Below are 14,752 nucleotides of genomic sequence, written 5' to 3'. Positions count from 1 at the left end.
GGTAAACGGTATACCGAAAGAAAATTCTGTTGTAAAATTTTTGAAAAGGAGTGTGTGGAATGTTAAAACAGAAGCAGATTATCGAAGCGGTTCAAGAAGCTTGTAAGCAAGATACCCAAGTCACATCATGTATGATGTACGGCTCCTTTACGAAGGGAGAGGGAGATCAATATTCAGATGTTGAGTTTTATATTTTTATAGAAGACCCTTCTTTTGAGACTTTTCAATCCACACAATGGGTCGCCAATATCGCTCCATACGATTTGATGTTTTTCAATGAACATGGAACCGAAGTCGTGATTTTTTCCAACTTAATCCGAGGTGAGTTTCATTTCTTGCCAGCCTCAAAAATCGAAATCATAAAAAGCTTCAAGCCGACGGGAGTTTTCCCTGATACAAACTCCATGTTTATTTACGACAACACAGGAATGCTGCGAGAATATCTGGATTATTTAGGGGGCAAAGGTCCAGAGAGAATGACAGATGAAAATGTTTCCTTTGCTTTCCATAACTTTGTTAACGCTTGGTTGTTGGGAATAAACGTGTTGAGAAGAGGAGAACTCGCACGATCTTTAGAGGTGTTAACCTATGTGCAAAAGTATATGTTGCAGCTCCTTAGAATCAATGAGCAGAATGTAGAGCGGTGGCTAAACAGCACGAAGAATTTGGAGAGAGACTTGAGTCCTGAAGCCTACAAAGAATACGCATTGATCACAGCAAGGTTACGGAAAGAGGAGTTGGAACAAGCCTATACGCATGCGCTGATGCTGGTGGACAAATTGAGGAAAGAATTGGAGCCTCACTATGTTTTTGACATGGATGAGAAAATGATCGGCAAGCTTCGCGATTATTTGAGTCAAACCGAATAATAGAGGATGGTCGAAGAAAAAAGTGAAATTTGGCCCGCGTATGTAAAAGCTAGGTTTATACGGCAACATATTGGATTAAAAAGACACTAGAGTCGTTCTACTAGTGTCTTTTTGTATGGGTATCTAACGCAAGCTGCTGTCCTTAGAGGGATAAGTCAAACAAGATTGGGTTCGGTGTCGAATGGGGTGGTTATTTTTGGTATAATTCAAGGGCATTGAAGCTTTGGGGTTGAATCCAACATGGAAGTGAATGTATTAGATGATCAATCTGGGGCAATATCCTCATAGCAAAGAGAGTCTTTGTCAACTACTTGAACGTTCAAGAACGAGAACACTCTCCCATGAAGAAGTCGCAAAGTGGTGTTGGCTGTTTTGGTCAACAAAGTATGGAGTCCAAACAATCATTTTCGGGAATGAACAGATAGATAAGTGGATTGGCAGATTACAATAATCGGTTAGAAAAGCACGATAGATTTGGAGGGGAATACTTGGATACTCAACTAACGCTAAATTTTTTATCTGCTTATGTCCACCACCATAAGTACTATCTGGATGTGTGGCGTACAAAAGGGTTCTCATGGAATTGGGGAGCTGCACTTTTTGGAGAAGCATGGTTTGCCTACCGAAAGATGTATCTGCTTGCAATTATTATTTATTCTGTGAATCTATGTGTAGGTTTGCTATTGGGTTTCGTTGGACTTGATGATGCTACTTTTTATGAAATATACATTGTCTTCGCAATTACTCAACGAGTGCTTTTTGCATTGACAGCCAATTTTTTGTACTATGTTTCGGCAGTGCAAACAATTAAAAAAGCTCACAGTAAACATACAACGCTTGATATAGAAGAGATAAAGAAGCTGGGTGGGACTAGTGTCCGGGCTGTTATTGTGGTGGTGCTGGTCAATTTGTGTTTTAGTCTGCTGGATCGATTCTTAGCATAGTGAAAAAGTTTCCTCAATAGAGGGGGGAAATAGTGTGGGAGAAGCTTATAAGCTGCTTTGTCAGCATTGTTCCTATAACCAAAAAATATATGTTGGCGTTGGATTCAGATATATTCGATTGCCGGAAATATGGGAATGGTTCGAGGATGAAGCTGGCAAGGAACGCATTCGTGAATTTATGCAGGACAGTAGCACGAGACATAACTGCTTTCAAGGTCTATATATTTGCGAAAAATGCAATTACCTGCTAAATGCCACATTTTTGCAAATGGAGTCTGATACCGATACATATAAGAACAGCTATGATTGTCCCCGATGCTCAGAGAAAATGCCGTCTATGCCTATCGATGAGGAGCTTGATCACGGTTCTTCGTTAGCTTGTCCAGATTGTGGCAAGGAAAAGCTGTCCGTGGAGTGTTTTTTGCATTGGGATTAAAAAGGCATCTCTTATCTACAAACATAAAGGAGAACCTATTATGAGCATTTGGCCTAAGCCTTTCTTGGAGCCCGCAGCATTAAAACAGCGTCTGCTTATCCTGAGCGCATTGGATATCGTATTGTGTCAAGAGGAATGGCTGCGCAGATATCAGTTCGACCCAGAATGGGATGGAAACACAACATTCGCGAGCGTTAGCAACGGTTCAGGCGACGATCTTTTCATTCTATTCACCCCCGAGGGCGTCATTGTAAAAGGATTCGATCACGAATCGGAAATGAGTCCTCATGCCAGGGAAGAATACGAGGTCTGGCCTGGTATCTATGAGCAAGTCCCACCAGCGTTGCTTGATCGACTCGATGACGAAGCGTTAACCAAGGAGGACGTTACATTTTGCCTTTGGCAAGAATCTACCGATCACGTGTGGAAGACGGGAGACGTACATAATCCGCAAGGGCTGAATGACGGATCAGATTTTTTGCTTGGGATGATATATGATAATCCAGAAGACTATGTAGAGTGGGCAGAGGATTATTACGAGGTGAAGGTTTCGCTTGATGTAATTGGTCATGTATTTACAAATACTGCTATTACCAAAGAAATGATTATGGAGCTGAATCCGGAAGTTGATCTGGAAATCGCGATCAAGGAGCTCCAAGCGATTGGGTTTACCGTTACGTAAAGTACGCCATGACTCATAAAAACACATTGGAAAGAAGATGACGATATGCCAAAAGGTATGTATTCTCAAGGAGTTGCCGTCCTGCTGTCAACGGCGGTTTCGATTCACAAAATTGCAGACATGCTCAAGGTTCAATTCGAAATTGCCAACATCATAGAAACATTTGACCAATGGGTGTTCAGCGGCCCTAGCTTGCTTATTCCATATCGTCCAGAAGTAAACGGATATATCCAGGTCGATGTCGTCGATAAGCCTTGGCCGGATAGTATGGGAGACCCGGCAGAAGACACAATGCTGTTTGGCGCTTGGTCGATGGGCTTTTTCGGTCCGTTTACGTTCTCGAATAGCCTGGAGCGGGCAGCTCAGCAGTCGTGGGGATTTCCAGAAGGGCAGCAAGCCACATCCGAGCACGGAGCATTTATCCGGATTCGTTCCTCTTTCGTGTTGGGAGAGTCGGACGATCAGGCTCCTGTACTGCCTGAGGATTATCAATCGCTCCCTGAATTGATGACGGTCACTGCTATTGCTGAGTCGCTGTTGAAAATGCCAGAAGCCCTTTGCTTTTTTAATCCGAATGGGGAGTGCCTCGCGTCTGCCGAGATGATGCAAGAGCTGAATCAACGTTATGAGCAAATACAGCTCCTCCCGCTGGAGCTGTGGTCCAATGTCCGGTTGTTCAACCTTCCAGAGGGATGGCTCTTGATGGATACCGTCGGCATGCAGCAGTTGGATGTGATCGATCATGAGGCGGTCTTTAATAGGGATGCCTACGATCCGAATGAGGTTGCGAGTTTCCTGCGTAATATATCGAACTATGTATACGAGAATGGTCCTGTTATTAATGACGGCGATACAACCGATGGGCCGGGTGAAGAAATTTGGAAGTGTGTCTTGTTGGAGGAAGGGTTGGCAAGCCCTCCGCGTGATGTGCTTCGCTGGTATCCGTTGGATGGAAGGGAAAAGCCTGCGGGATTGGAATAATCACATGGGAGTACAAGGAACTTAATAGGAAAAAGCACGACCATCCCACTGTTTCAGGGCATTGTCGTGCTTTTATTTATGAGTATGAGAATGTAAGAGAATTCAGGCTCACTGGTACCTACTTATTTGATAATCTCCTCATAGATCAGCTTTCCGTCATGCGTATACACGCCGATCTTTTTGGTCCCCGAGATGGTGTACTCGATGGCGACTGTCTCATTCGTAGGTGTGATCAGCAATTGATGTGGAAAGTTGAAGCTTTGATTGTTAGCTGTGTTCGCAATGATCTGGGTATCGGTATGGAACAATTGTCCCGTCTGCTTGAGCTCTTTCATTAGTTCTGGCTTATTTAGCACATATTGTTGCGGTGATACGACTTTATCTGCCGCATTAATTTTGGTAAAGGTATATTGCTTGTTGGTTTTCGTCACAGCGAGAAAGTGACCATCGGATGTCGGGCGGATAAACGCATACTTTTTGGAAACAATGAGTCCCTTTTTATTCATGAGCACATAAAATTCTTCGTTCCCCAGCTTGCCTGAGACAATAAATGCTCCACTGTGCATATTCGATTCGACTTTATAGTTACGGGAAGGCTTCAGCATAATTTTGCCTTCATTGCTGATAAAATGTGTCTGGCCATTTATTTTCACACGATGCCAGCCTTCACCATACCCGAAATATTCATCGAAAAATGGCTTGCTCAGTATTTTTCCATGAATATTTCGCATGCCCATCTTGTAGTATTCGTCCCCTTTTGCGTCTTTTACCATTTCACCATAGGGCAAGTAGTACGGTTCAAACGATTTCGCAGTCGGTTCGGCTAAGTAGATTGGATGATCCGCGTCGGGAAACTTCTTGGTAATTTTCCCTGTTTTGGCATTGTACAGATACGGCAGGTTTCCCGGATAGTCCGTGCCCGTAAACCATTCCCCATGTATCTGCTTGAAAGCAACATCGCAACAGGTACCCATAGGTGAAACGTTGCCCTGCTTATCGTAGACCAAATATTCCACATGCTTAAAAAAGCTGCCATTATAAAAATAGCCGTACCCATTTCGGAGCGGGTACACTTCACTTTTATAAGCGAGGTATTTGCTTTTTATTACTTTTCCAGACGGTGAAACCAATGACATGGTGTAAACCTTTGGAGGTGAATCGTGCTTGTAAAGTGGTTGCTTCGTGAAAAGAAAGAATGGCTCTGTCAAATGAGAAGGGATTTGCAGGTTTTGATACACCACTGGTAATTGCGGTTCGCTTGATGGGTCTTGCTGCTCTTCAGCCTTGATTGGCGAAGTAGAGAAGAAGGTGAGTAACAAAACGAGCATGGTTTTTAATAGGGTTGAAAAATTCACGATAGGAATTCCTTTCTAGTAGGTTGATGAGTTAGCCTTAATCTATGACGGTTCAGCCGTGACAAATGTTACCATGCGTTTGTAAAAAATGAAAGAGTTACAAGAAGGCTCCGTATTTGATTCAACTTATGGAACAAAGATTACGAAAAACAAATCAGTTTGTGTTTGTATTTTCCGTACGATTTATTATAAATAAATATATTCGTTCGTTTTTAATGAAGGGCTTTTGCTCGTTGTTAAAAAAATTACGGGGGTAATACTTTTGGACGGCCCATTTGATCACCTTAAATCCGAACAATCTTGATATAAATGAGTTGTATGAAATATTTCATGGTTATCCAATCAAAACCGCTTTCTGATTACATTCCCTGGAACCGAAATCCGACAAAGCGTAGACAACCCCAAATACCCAAACAACGGATACAAAAACATCAGCAACTGACTATACCCAATCAGGCACAATACGAAAGCAGTAGAGAACAAATACAAGTAAAGCCGCGATTCCGGAACGTCCAATAATTCCCGCAGCTGCTGACCAATCCCGAACACGTTGGAAATCAATGTGGTAAAAATCTCGGAATAGAGCACGAAAACAAAGAATAGCTGGAGCCACTCGTTCCATTGGTCCGTTACAAAAAGTATCGGGATATTCATGAGACGGACATCGTCCCAGTTGGCCAACATGGCAGTATGGACGACGAGGAGCATGAAGCCAAGCACGACTCCGCCAATGACGGCTGCCCGAAACAAAACAACCTTATCGCGGATCGCATAGCCGATCGGGATGAGAACGGATTGGGCCATGGCTAGATTAAAGGACACGTATAAGACTGTTTTCCATAAGAAGGAGTAATCAGATGGGGTCGAGAGAGGCATGGGAGATTCTGCGGTGCCATCGAGCAAAATGAGCAAAGCGAACAATACCATAGATGGAACGACGATCGCATTCACGACGAGCAGCTGCTCCAACCCTTTTCGCAGAATCAGCAGGGCGAGCAAAGCAGTGGCTATGGTCCCGACCAAATACGGAATGTCGAACTGTTCCTCCAAGACCGAGCCCGCTCCTGCCAACATGACTGTCGTTACGCCAAAAAGGGTGAGAAATACCAAAATATTCATCGTACGACCGATCATCGGTCCAAACAGTTTTTGATTAAAGGATTCATAGGAGGGTGTGCGCAAATGATGAGCGATTAGCATCATCTTGTAGCCCAGCCAAACAAAAAGAGAGGTGGCGAGCAGGATGCCGATTGTTCCGGCATGGCCGTAGGCGGTGAAAAACGCGAGTATTTCTTGACCGCTCGCAAACCCTGCGCCTACGACGGTTCCAATGTACGTTGCTGCGACCTGAATACTTTTTCCCCACAACTTCATACTGTTTTTTTCCTTTCTCATCCAATATAGAGGCTAGTACAAGTGTATGAATCTCGGAGAAAAACAGAATGAAAAAACTCGTCTATCTCATAACCTAATCAAGGAAAAAGCGAATGGCACGTGACCATTCGCTTTTTTGTATGGATACCGACATTTTACAGAAGAAACATCGCCACGATTGTCGTCACCAAAAGCCCAATCGCCACGGGATACAAATTTCGTCTCGCCAGCTCAAAAGGGTCTACTCCGCAAATCGCCGCAGCAGGAATCAATGCCCAAGGAATGATCGTTCCACCGCCGACCCAGATGGCGGCAATTTGTCCTAGCGCTGTTAACGTAGCTGCACCGGCACCCAAAGCAGTTGCGAATAGTTGAGCCAAAGAGCCAGCTAGTGTAATCCCGGAGAAGCCTGAGCCATCCAGCCCTGTAATGACACCTACTGCGGATACAGTGAGAGCGGCTACTTCCTTGCTAATGGGAATCGTCTGTGCAAGCGCCACGCCAAGGTCGTTCACGATTCCGTGTGAACCCAGCGGCAGCACCTCCCCAAACACCTTGATAAACCCACTGTCGCCCATATAAAAGAAAGCAGCAATCGGGATAACCGGACCAAATACCTTAAACCCGAATTGAAAGCCTTGAATCAGATGTGTGGTTACCTGCTCGAGACCGCTTTTCTTGTGCGCGAGCATCGTTGCGATGATGAGAATGAGCAAGGCGGTTCCGCCCACTAGCGCCGTTGCATCGCCTCCGCGTAAATCAAAAGCAAACATGGCCACGACATCGAGGATAAATAACACCGGTACAAGTCCAGCCAACGTACGCCGCACGCCATCTGACAAAGGGACTCGTACGGAAGTAAAAACGGCATCGGGCACGACTGTCTCTTTGGAAGAAGCAAGAACGCCGAGCTTCATGTCTTTTTTCAAATACCAGAATGCGATTGCAGTTGTCACGACGCCCATAATAATAACGAGAGGGACACTGGCCGAAATTACGTCTGAGACAGGAATTCCTGCGGCTTTGGCCGTTAAAGTTGGAGCGCCTTGAATAATATAATCACCGGACAGTGCAATCCCATGTCCAAACAAGTTCATCGAAACGGCGACACCCATCGCCGGCAGGCCAGCGCGCAATGCCACGGGCAACATGACAGCACCGATTAGTGCGACAGCTGGAGAAGGCCAGAAAAACCAGGAAATGACCATCATGACGATCCCAATAACCCAGTAAGCCAATGCAGGATTTCGAACCAAATGGGTCATCGGCCGAATCATCGTTTCATTTACACCCGTATCGGTCAAAACGTGACTCATTGCAACAATGATGCAAATAACTAAAATCGTCGGCAATAGCTCGGTAATCGCATAGATGAAGCTGCCGAATATTCCGCCGACGGCTGTTGTCACAGAGCCTGTCGCAACGAAACCGAGGATTGCTATGCCCACGATACTGATCAGACTTGTATCTTTACGTAAAACCATTACGAGAATAATGCCAATCACGAACAAGACATACACACCATGTATCCACAAAAGCTCAATTCCCATGTCGCACCCTCCTTTTTCGTTACTCCTATGAACGTACCTTGATGTCACAACATATGCGAAAAATGGCCCATGGGTGAACGCACATTCGAGTGCAGACGAGTGAAGCGACTGGAAAACTGGCATTTTTGTCCATGATATGCCACTATTAATGAATGACGTATATTTGGGTTCCAAGCAAGAGAGGGGGATCGGCACATCGACGTACGTAAACAGTTCGTCGTGAAGCCAACTACGATGAATTCAACTACACCCATCCAACGTAAAATGGACCAGGCAATTGAGCTTTTGGAGCGCCGTTTCCTGGAAAGAAGTGAACTGATTCGCCTTTTAATGCTCGGCATCATGAGCGGGGAAAATGCTTTGTTAATTGGCCCGCCGGGAACAGCCAAGTCCCAGCTAGCACGGTCAGTCGCTCAGCTTTTTGGATCGGAACATTGGTTCGAGTATTTGCTCACCCGTTTTACGACACCTGATGAGATATTTGGTCCAGTCTCCCTTCAACAATTGAAACTGGATCAATACGTACGAAAAACAACAGGCTATTTGCCCAATGCTCAGTTTGCGTTTTTGGACGAAATTTTCAAAGCGAACAGCGCGATTTTGAATGCGCTGCTTTCTATATTGAATGAACGAATTTATTTCAATGGCAGAGAAAAAGAGGAGGTTCCATTGCAGTTTTTAATCGCTGCATCGAATGAACTTCCCGATGACGATGATCAATTGACTGCTCTGTATGACCGCTTCCTATTCCGGTATGAGGTTCACTATTTGAAGCATGCTTCCAGCTATGAGCGCATGTTTTCTTTGCCAACGACGCCTCTTCCCGTTGTGTTCTCTCTGTATGACGTGAAGGATATTCAAGCGGCAGCGAAGCAAGTGGTCATTCCAGAAACTATCATTTATTTCTTGTACCGCCTCAAACAAGACCTGGAAGCAAAAGAGTATGTTCTCTCCGACCGTCGCTGGAGCAAAATCGCACATGTATGGCGTACTTCTGCTGCATTGCATGGACGTGAGCAGGTGACGATCTGGGACACGGTTTTCACTCCGCATATGCTGTGGAATGTCCCTGAGGATTTGACAGTTATGCAGGAAGCGTTTGAACAACAATTTACGGAAATGCTGAAGAATGAAATGGAGAACGAATTGCCACTCCAGCGCTTCGGCCAAATTGCGGATAAATGGAAGGAAAAAGAATCGGAGCTGCATGCGTTCCAGTTTAAAAAGGAAGTGGGCGCAAAGCTGGGCAAGGAAGCGACGGAGCGCAATGTCCGGTTGTTAGAGGAGAGTCGCGAAGAGGTAGAAGAGACGGCGCGAGACTTGCGTAATCGTCTTATTCAGTGGGAGAAGCGGGAGCACGATCTGCATGCCTATGTCCTGGAAAAAAACCGCTTGATTCCCCATGTAGAAAAATACGCGGTCAAATATTCATATCTGCGAATTGAAGGAGAACGGATTTTGCAGCAACTCCAGCGCACGTATCGGACGATTTTTGACAAGGAAATCCCCGGGACGGATTATGATTTTACGTTGTAGGGGGTAGTTCGTATGATCATTCGCGCTAGCGGTGTTGATCGCTATGTATTTGAAGCGTACCTCGCCTCTTCGCGCACCGCTCAGGAATGGGTTCATGAGGCGCGGGCACGAGCAGCATGGTTTGATTTGGAGCTCTTGGCTGATTTTTTCCTCGTCTTTTATTTAGAAAAGCCGGAGATCGATCTGACGCAAGAATCCACTCCTTTTCATCATTGGATGATTCGTACGCTCATGAAGCAGTATTTTACACGCATGATACATCCTCGTACGGTCGGGCAGGAAAGTGCGTCGTTCAAAACCGCGATCAAGGCCTTGCTGTGGCTGACGGAGACGTTTTCCGAGGAAGTGAAGCAGCGGGAGAAGGATCAACGGCTTTCCCCGCTCTTAACTGGCTTGAAAGATCAGCAAGGTCAGGAAGGAAGCCAACAAGCACAGCTTTCCGAGCTGTTGACCGAAAAACAAAAGGCCAAGCTCGAGTTAGTCGGTTATACTCTCCAGCAGGGGAAGCGGATCGTAGAAGACAAGCAAGAGGCCATGGACACCAAGCCGTTAGTACGGGCAGAGGTACTGTCTTTGCAAAATCGCATAACTGAGCTGCAAGAAGAAATGAAAGTGCAGTTCACGAAACGGACCAAGCTTCTGCAAAAGGTGAAAAAATTGGAGGGAGAGCTCTCTCAGCGAGAAAAACAGCTTGATCGACTGCAAAAGCAAGAGAAGGAAGCGATCGCCGCTTTTGAAAAAGAGCTGGGACAATGGCTGGAGCAATCGTTGAAGGCGACGCTATCTACGGAAGAACTCGATACGCTTTTTGTCGAAGAGGTATTTACTGCCAGTCAGCGTTTTGCTAACCGAAGCTGGGGTCATGAGCTGGGCAAGCTGCGGAGGCAAAGCTTTGAGCAGTATTTGAAATGGATTGAGAAATTGAAGCGCCATCCTGATCTGGTCGCTTTTCTCAACGAGGTAGGTAGGCAAGTCCATCGCTTCCGTGTAAAGCGCAAAGAAATTCGCTCCAGGCATTTTCCTGAGGAATACTATGATTTGCGACAGTCGGGCGATATTGCTCACATGCTGCCTGGTGAAGCTGTGCTTCTCGCTGATCCGGACTTCGAGAATTACTTCATGCTTAAATGGCTAGAGCAAAAGCTCATGACCTACGATACCTCAGGATGGGTAGAAGAACCGCCAAAAGGTCCGGTCATTTGCATGCTGGACACATCCCATTCGATGCGCGGAAGTAAGCTGCGGCTTGCGCAAATTTTTATCATGACGTTTGCCGCCCTCTCGATGCTGGAAAAGCGTGATTTTATTCTCCTCTTGTTCGGGGCCAAAGGCGAGATTAGAGAGCAACCGCTCTATTACAAAAAGCCAGATTGGGCTGCCTTTTACGGCCTGGCGCAAATGGCGTTTGGCGGTGGGACTCACTTCGATGCCCCGATGAAGCGAGCCATCGAGCTGGTTGAAAAGGAACAAGCATGGCGTGGTGCAGATTTTGTTATGGTAACGGATGGAATTGGGGGAATTTCTCCTTATGTCCAAGAAAAACTCATCTCTTTGGGTCAGCAGAAACAAGTTCGCTTGCACAGCTTGATTGTGGGTTCTGCGAGGCAGCATCTTGTGCAAGCATATGATTTGCTGGGCGTTTCTCACCGTGTCAAATTTGCGACGAGCTGGGAAGCGGATGGGGAGGAGAATACAGGACTGCTCCTGGATGTATTTTAAACAGCCAAATAAGTAATTCGGCGTGTCTTTTCCAAATCTCGTCTCTCGTGGGACGGGATTTTTTAGTGAAGCTTTAGAAAAAATTTATCTCTTACCCACTTTTTTCTTTAATTGTTTCTCCTATGCTGAGCGTAACCAGGCAACCTGTTCAAATGATGGATGCTGCAAAAGGAGGACACCATGAAGGAACTGATTAAGCTGGCCAAGCTTATAAGGGGAGCCAATGTCTTGTTTTCAAATATTGCGCAAAAAGAGTTAGAGACAAATGAAATCAATTGGCAACAAGTATTAATTATCGAAATTCTTGAAAACGGGCCAAGAACAATGGGGGACATTAGCAAAGCTATTGATTTGTCAAACAGTACAACATCGGGCTTAATTAGTAGGCTGGAAGAGGAGAACTTGGTACGAAGATACCGAGACCAAACGGATCGTCGAATCGTCTGGGTTTCACTGACGGAACGATTATGCAGTGCATAAAGAAATCGGCTGAAAAAAGTGGATAGACCGCTTCTTATCAGCCGATGATTATGACCCTAATTACCCAACTCTCGCTGCCATCGTACGTCCGAATTCAAGCTCTTCGAATTTGTTCTGAACGACTTGACGATCGTATTCCCATAGGGCATCTTCCAGTGAATACTCCACCGGAACATCCCGGATTATCGTAGCGAGCTTTCTGCTCAAGTACACCTGATCGCGATTTTCTTCCAGCTTGCTGCGCATTTTAGGCGTGCAGCTTGCCAGATTTACATATAGGTTGTCCAGATCACCATGCTCGGTAATCAGCTTTGTCGCTGTTTTCTCACCAATTCCTGGGCAGCCTGGAATACAGTCGGAGGCATCACCCATTAAAGCTTTGACATCGACGACCTGTTCTGGCGAAATTCCACGCAATGCCAAGAGACTCGCTGGATTATAATGCTCGTGCTTGCCGCCATTTTTCAGGATTTTTACGCTGACTCGCTCAGATACGAGCTGCAAGCTATCGTAATCACCAGTGGCAATGATGACCTCGTGTCCTTCTTGGGATAGGCGTGTGGAGAGCGTACCCAATACATCATCGCCTTCAAAGCCTGGGCAACCCAAGTTCGGAACGGAGAACGCATCCGTCACTTCTTTTACCAAATCGAATTGTGGAATGAGCTCATCCGGTGCCGCTTGACGATTTGATTTATAGCCGTCATACCATTGACTGCGCACCAAAGACTCGCGCGAGGCAACATCCCAGCCCACGACGAGATGAGTAGGACGTGTCAACTCAGCGTAATCGAGCATCATTTTTGTAAATCCATAAACCGCATTTGTGTACACACCTGATGAAGTCTGGCGATAGGCTCCACCCCAAGCAGAACCATAAAAGGCGCGAAATAAAAAGCTCATGCCATCGATGAGCAGTACTTTTCCCGAATCACTCACAAAACCTTGCCCCTCTCACTACCAAACTATACGCACCATTATAGCATAAAGGAGCGGGACAACCTTGTCAGATTTTACAACAGAAATATCGTGAGAAAACGTGCATGTACTTTTTTTGCGGTGGGATGATAGTACCACAAGAGGTCAGCAACCACCTCTTGAATATCAACTTCCGGTCTCAAGGTGAGAAGCAAAAAACGCTAGACGGTTCAACTCCGTCCCGGGAGAAAAAAAGCGTTGGGAGGAATCAATCATGGCAAACAACGGTGGAAGCTCCAACAACCTGCTAGTTCCTCAAGCGAACCAAGCTTTGGATCAACTCAAGTATGAGATTGCATCTGAATTCGGTGTAAATCTCGGACCAGACACTACTTCTCGTCAAAACGGTTCTGTTGGTGGCGAAATTACCAAGCGTCTGGTGAGCTTTGCTGAGCAACAAATGGCTGGCCGTCAAGTCTAACGTACTGACAAGTAAATAGCTGGATGATGAGAGGTCCCTTCAATGGGGCCTTTCTATTTTTTTCAATCGCCCTTTTCTGCCACTTGTGTGCAAACACACAAGCACAATCGCGGACTAGTCATATGGTGTAACGAACAGTTAACTATCCTCGTTTGTCCAGTGGAAAGGAGCGACGTCCGGCTATGAAGAAAAAAGAAATCAAGCAGCTTTTAAAAAAGCATCCCGAATTTGAAGCGTGGGTCCTCGAAGATTCCATGCGGATTAGAGCGGTCCGTAGCAACCCCAGTATGGCCGAAGAATTGTTTAAAAGATGGAATGATCGTAAAAAAGGGGTACTTAATTTTGAGGGCATCTCGCAAAAAACCAAACGTGCAAGCGAAATGCTGACAGGCGTGCAATCCATTATGGAAATGATGTCGGATTATTCGAAGAAACAGTAAGATTACATTTGGAATGATTGGAGAAGGCTAGCTCATTAGCCTTCTTTTTCTTTTTCCTTTGAGGGTGTGTTTTGTTATACTAGATAATGGGAGGGAGCATGTCTATGTTCAAATCAATGGTTAGTCTCATGTTGGTCACAGCATTGACGCTCGGCTCTGGGACAAGCATATTCAGCCAGACAGTAGAAGGGGTTTACGCCCAAACAACAACGAAACAACAACCAGCGATCGGCGTAACACCAGCCAAAACATATCCTGGAGACGTTATTTTTGTACGCAGCAAAGAGCCACAAACCGTAACGGTATTCTCTCAGAACTATCGTTTGCAAAAGACACAAGATGAGTATGCCCGATTTATCCCAATTCCTTTTAACATGAAAGCAGGAACCTATAAAGTTACATCTGCTGACAAAAAGCTTTCTGTAACGGTGACAATCGAACCGAAAAAATTTGCAGTAGACAAGCTCACAGTAAGCAAACAGCTCAACAAAATGCGCCAGGATTCGAATCGAATCAATGCCGATCAAAAAAAGATCAATGCAGCCAGATCAAACTCGAGAGCGATTCCATATTTCTCGGAGCCTTTTAAACAGCCAGCAGTCGGAAAGTTAACGACTCCATTCGGCTACCAACGCGTAGTAAATGGTGTACCAGCCAACCGGCACGCGGCGATTGACATCGCGAACAAAACAGGAACGCCAATTTGGGCGAGCAACCATGGGAAAGTGGTTCTGTCCGACTCTTTATACTTAACGGGCAATACCATCATCATCGATCACGGGTTAAATATTTTTTCCATCTATGCTCACTTGTCCAAGCTAGATGTAAAGACAGGGCAAGAAGTGAAACAGGGACAGGTGATTGGACAAATGGGTAGCACCGGTTTTTCTACAGGTCCTCACCTTCATTACGGTATGTTAGTGGGTAATACTTACGTAAATCCGCAGCCGTTTTTTGATGCATCACCTTTCCTCTGGAAGTAATTTG

General features: G+C 45.5%; 15 protein-coding genes. 11 read left to right on the top strand and 4 right to left on the bottom strand.

Going from position 1 to position 14,752, the window contains the following annotated elements; all coding sequences use genetic code 11:
* Positions 1-59: 59 nt before the first annotated feature.
* The 5 genes from C7R94_RS09240 (at position 60) to C7R94_RS09220 (ending at position 3,912) form a co-directional block, all read left to right on the top strand.
* Entirely contained in the window at positions 60-869 is an 810-nt protein-coding gene (locus tag C7R94_RS09240) for a nucleotidyltransferase (RefSeq protein WP_106780268.1), read from the top strand.
* A gap of 488 nt (positions 870-1,357) precedes the next feature.
* Complete coding sequence (locus tag C7R94_RS09235; protein ID WP_106780266.1) at positions 1,358-1,813, top strand: DUF2628 domain-containing protein; 456 nt, start codon at positions 1,358-1,360, stop codon at positions 1,811-1,813.
* Between the two features lie 34 nt (positions 1,814-1,847).
* On the top strand, positions 1,848-2,249 hold the full coding sequence (locus C7R94_RS09230; RefSeq protein ID WP_106780263.1) for a hypothetical protein: 402 nt from the start codon (positions 1,848-1,850) through the stop codon (positions 2,247-2,249).
* A 40-nt stretch (positions 2,250-2,289) separates the two neighbouring features.
* Positions 2,290-2,931 carry a hypothetical protein gene (locus tag C7R94_RS09225; protein ID WP_106780261.1) on the top strand — a complete coding sequence of 214 codons (642 nt, stop codon included), beginning with the start codon at positions 2,290-2,292 and terminating at the stop codon, positions 2,929-2,931.
* Positions 2,932-2,976: 45 nt separating this feature from the next.
* Positions 2,977-3,912: a DUF4261 domain-containing protein gene (locus C7R94_RS09220; RefSeq protein WP_106780259.1), complete on the top strand. Its 936-nt coding sequence runs from the start codon at positions 2,977-2,979 to the stop codon at positions 3,910-3,912.
* A 122-nt stretch (positions 3,913-4,034) separates the two neighbouring features.
* Here the strand turns inward: C7R94_RS09220 and C7R94_RS09215 are convergent, their stop codons facing one another.
* The 3 genes from C7R94_RS09215 to C7R94_RS09205 all read right to left on the bottom strand — a co-directional run bounded on the left by C7R94_RS09215 (position 4,035) and on the right by C7R94_RS09205 (position 8,191).
* Positions 4,035-5,267, bottom strand: a complete 1,233-nt coding sequence (locus C7R94_RS09215) for a hypothetical protein (protein ID WP_106780257.1) — start codon at positions 5,265-5,267, stop codon at positions 4,035-4,037.
* A 342-nt stretch (positions 5,268-5,609) separates the two neighbouring features.
* Entirely contained in the window at positions 5,610-6,641 is a 1,032-nt protein-coding gene (locus C7R94_RS09210) for a YkvI family membrane protein (RefSeq protein ID WP_106780254.1), read from the bottom strand.
* A 155-nt stretch (positions 6,642-6,796) separates the two neighbouring features.
* The gene (locus tag C7R94_RS09205; protein WP_106780252.1) at positions 6,797-8,191 is read right to left on the bottom strand and encodes a hypothetical protein; all 1,395 of its coding nucleotides are present in this window, start codon (positions 8,189-8,191) and stop codon (positions 6,797-6,799) included.
* A gap of 234 nt (positions 8,192-8,425) precedes the next feature.
* Between C7R94_RS09205 and C7R94_RS09200 the strand changes: the two genes are divergently transcribed.
* The 3 genes from C7R94_RS09200 to C7R94_RS09190 all read left to right on the top strand — a co-directional run bounded on the left by C7R94_RS09200 (position 8,426) and on the right by C7R94_RS09190 (position 11,926).
* Positions 8,426-9,727 carry an AAA family ATPase gene (locus C7R94_RS09200; protein ID WP_106781256.1) on the top strand — a complete coding sequence of 434 codons (1,302 nt, stop codon included), beginning with the start codon at positions 8,426-8,428 and terminating at the stop codon, positions 9,725-9,727.
* 12 nt (positions 9,728-9,739) lie between these two features.
* Positions 9,740-11,446 carry a VWA domain-containing protein gene (locus C7R94_RS09195; protein WP_106780249.1) on the top strand — a complete coding sequence of 569 codons (1,707 nt, stop codon included), beginning with the start codon at positions 9,740-9,742 and terminating at the stop codon, positions 11,444-11,446.
* A gap of 180 nt (positions 11,447-11,626) precedes the next feature.
* Positions 11,627-11,926 (top strand): MarR family winged helix-turn-helix transcriptional regulator, encoded by a 300-nt coding sequence (locus C7R94_RS09190; RefSeq protein WP_106780247.1) that lies wholly within the window; start codon positions 11,627-11,629, stop codon positions 11,924-11,926.
* A gap of 60 nt (positions 11,927-11,986) precedes the next feature.
* On the opposite strand, the gene C7R94_RS09185 is transcribed toward C7R94_RS09190, so the two are convergent.
* The gene (locus tag C7R94_RS09185) at positions 11,987-12,865 is read right to left on the bottom strand and encodes a 5'-3' exonuclease (protein WP_106780245.1); all 879 of its coding nucleotides are present in this window, start codon (positions 12,863-12,865) and stop codon (positions 11,987-11,989) included.
* A 253-nt stretch (positions 12,866-13,118) separates the two neighbouring features.
* Here C7R94_RS09185 and C7R94_RS09180 point away from each other — a divergent pair, with 253 nt between their 5' ends.
* The 3 genes from C7R94_RS09180 to C7R94_RS09170 all read left to right on the top strand — a co-directional run bounded on the left by C7R94_RS09180 (position 13,119) and on the right by C7R94_RS09170 (position 14,748).
* Positions 13,119-13,325 (top strand): alpha/beta-type small acid-soluble spore protein, encoded by a 207-nt coding sequence (locus C7R94_RS09180; protein WP_047067213.1) that lies wholly within the window; start codon positions 13,119-13,121, stop codon positions 13,323-13,325.
* A gap of 182 nt (positions 13,326-13,507) precedes the next feature.
* Positions 13,508-13,765, top strand: a complete 258-nt coding sequence (locus C7R94_RS09175; RefSeq protein WP_106780242.1) for a hypothetical protein — start codon at positions 13,508-13,510, stop codon at positions 13,763-13,765.
* A gap of 104 nt (positions 13,766-13,869) precedes the next feature.
* Positions 13,870-14,748 carry a M23 family metallopeptidase gene (locus tag C7R94_RS09170; protein WP_106780240.1) on the top strand — a complete coding sequence of 293 codons (879 nt, stop codon included), beginning with the start codon at positions 13,870-13,872 and terminating at the stop codon, positions 14,746-14,748.
* Positions 14,749-14,752 lie beyond the last annotated feature (4 nt).

The organism is Brevibacillus sp. NRRL NRS-603 (assembly GCF_003013445.1).
Classification (GTDB): Bacteria; Bacillota; Bacilli; order Brevibacillales; family Brevibacillaceae; genus Brevibacillus; species Brevibacillus formosus.
Note: the sequence above shows the minus strand (reverse complement) of the source record. Positions and strands in the feature narration are given on the sequence as shown.

What these genes read in the sequence shown, in the direction of transcription:
- C7R94_RS09175 (WP_106780242.1), top strand. Translation starts at nt 13,508, where the DNA reads ATGAAGAAAAAAGAAATCAAGCAGCTTTTAAAAAAGCATCCCGAATTT.
- C7R94_RS09195 (WP_106780249.1), top strand. Translation starts at nt 9,740, where the DNA reads ATGATCATTCGCGCTAGCGGTGTTGATCGCTATGTATTTGAAGCGTAC.
- C7R94_RS09180 (WP_047067213.1), top strand. Translation starts at nt 13,119, where the DNA reads ATGGCAAACAACGGTGGAAGCTCCAACAACCTGCTAGTTCCTCAAGCG.
- C7R94_RS09205 (WP_106780252.1), bottom strand. Translation starts at nt 8,191, where the DNA reads ATGGGAATTGAGCTTTTGTGGATACATGGTGTGTATGTCTTGTTCGTG.
- C7R94_RS09220 (WP_106780259.1), top strand. Translation starts at nt 2,977, where the DNA reads ATGCCAAAAGGTATGTATTCTCAAGGAGTTGCCGTCCTGCTGTCAACG.
- C7R94_RS09225 (WP_106780261.1), top strand. Translation starts at nt 2,290, where the DNA reads ATGAGCATTTGGCCTAAGCCTTTCTTGGAGCCCGCAGCATTAAAACAG.
- C7R94_RS09190 (WP_106780247.1), top strand. Translation starts at nt 11,627, where the DNA reads ATGAAGGAACTGATTAAGCTGGCCAAGCTTATAAGGGGAGCCAATGTC.
- C7R94_RS09170 (WP_106780240.1), top strand. Translation starts at nt 13,870, where the DNA reads ATGTTCAAATCAATGGTTAGTCTCATGTTGGTCACAGCATTGACGCTC.
- C7R94_RS09200 (WP_106781256.1), top strand. Translation starts at nt 8,426, where the DNA reads ATGAATTCAACTACACCCATCCAACGTAAAATGGACCAGGCAATTGAG.
- C7R94_RS09240 (WP_106780268.1), top strand. Translation starts at nt 60, where the DNA reads ATGTTAAAACAGAAGCAGATTATCGAAGCGGTTCAAGAAGCTTGTAAG.
- C7R94_RS09210 (WP_106780254.1), bottom strand. Translation starts at nt 6,641, where the DNA reads ATGAAGTTGTGGGGAAAAAGTATTCAGGTCGCAGCAACGTACATTGGA.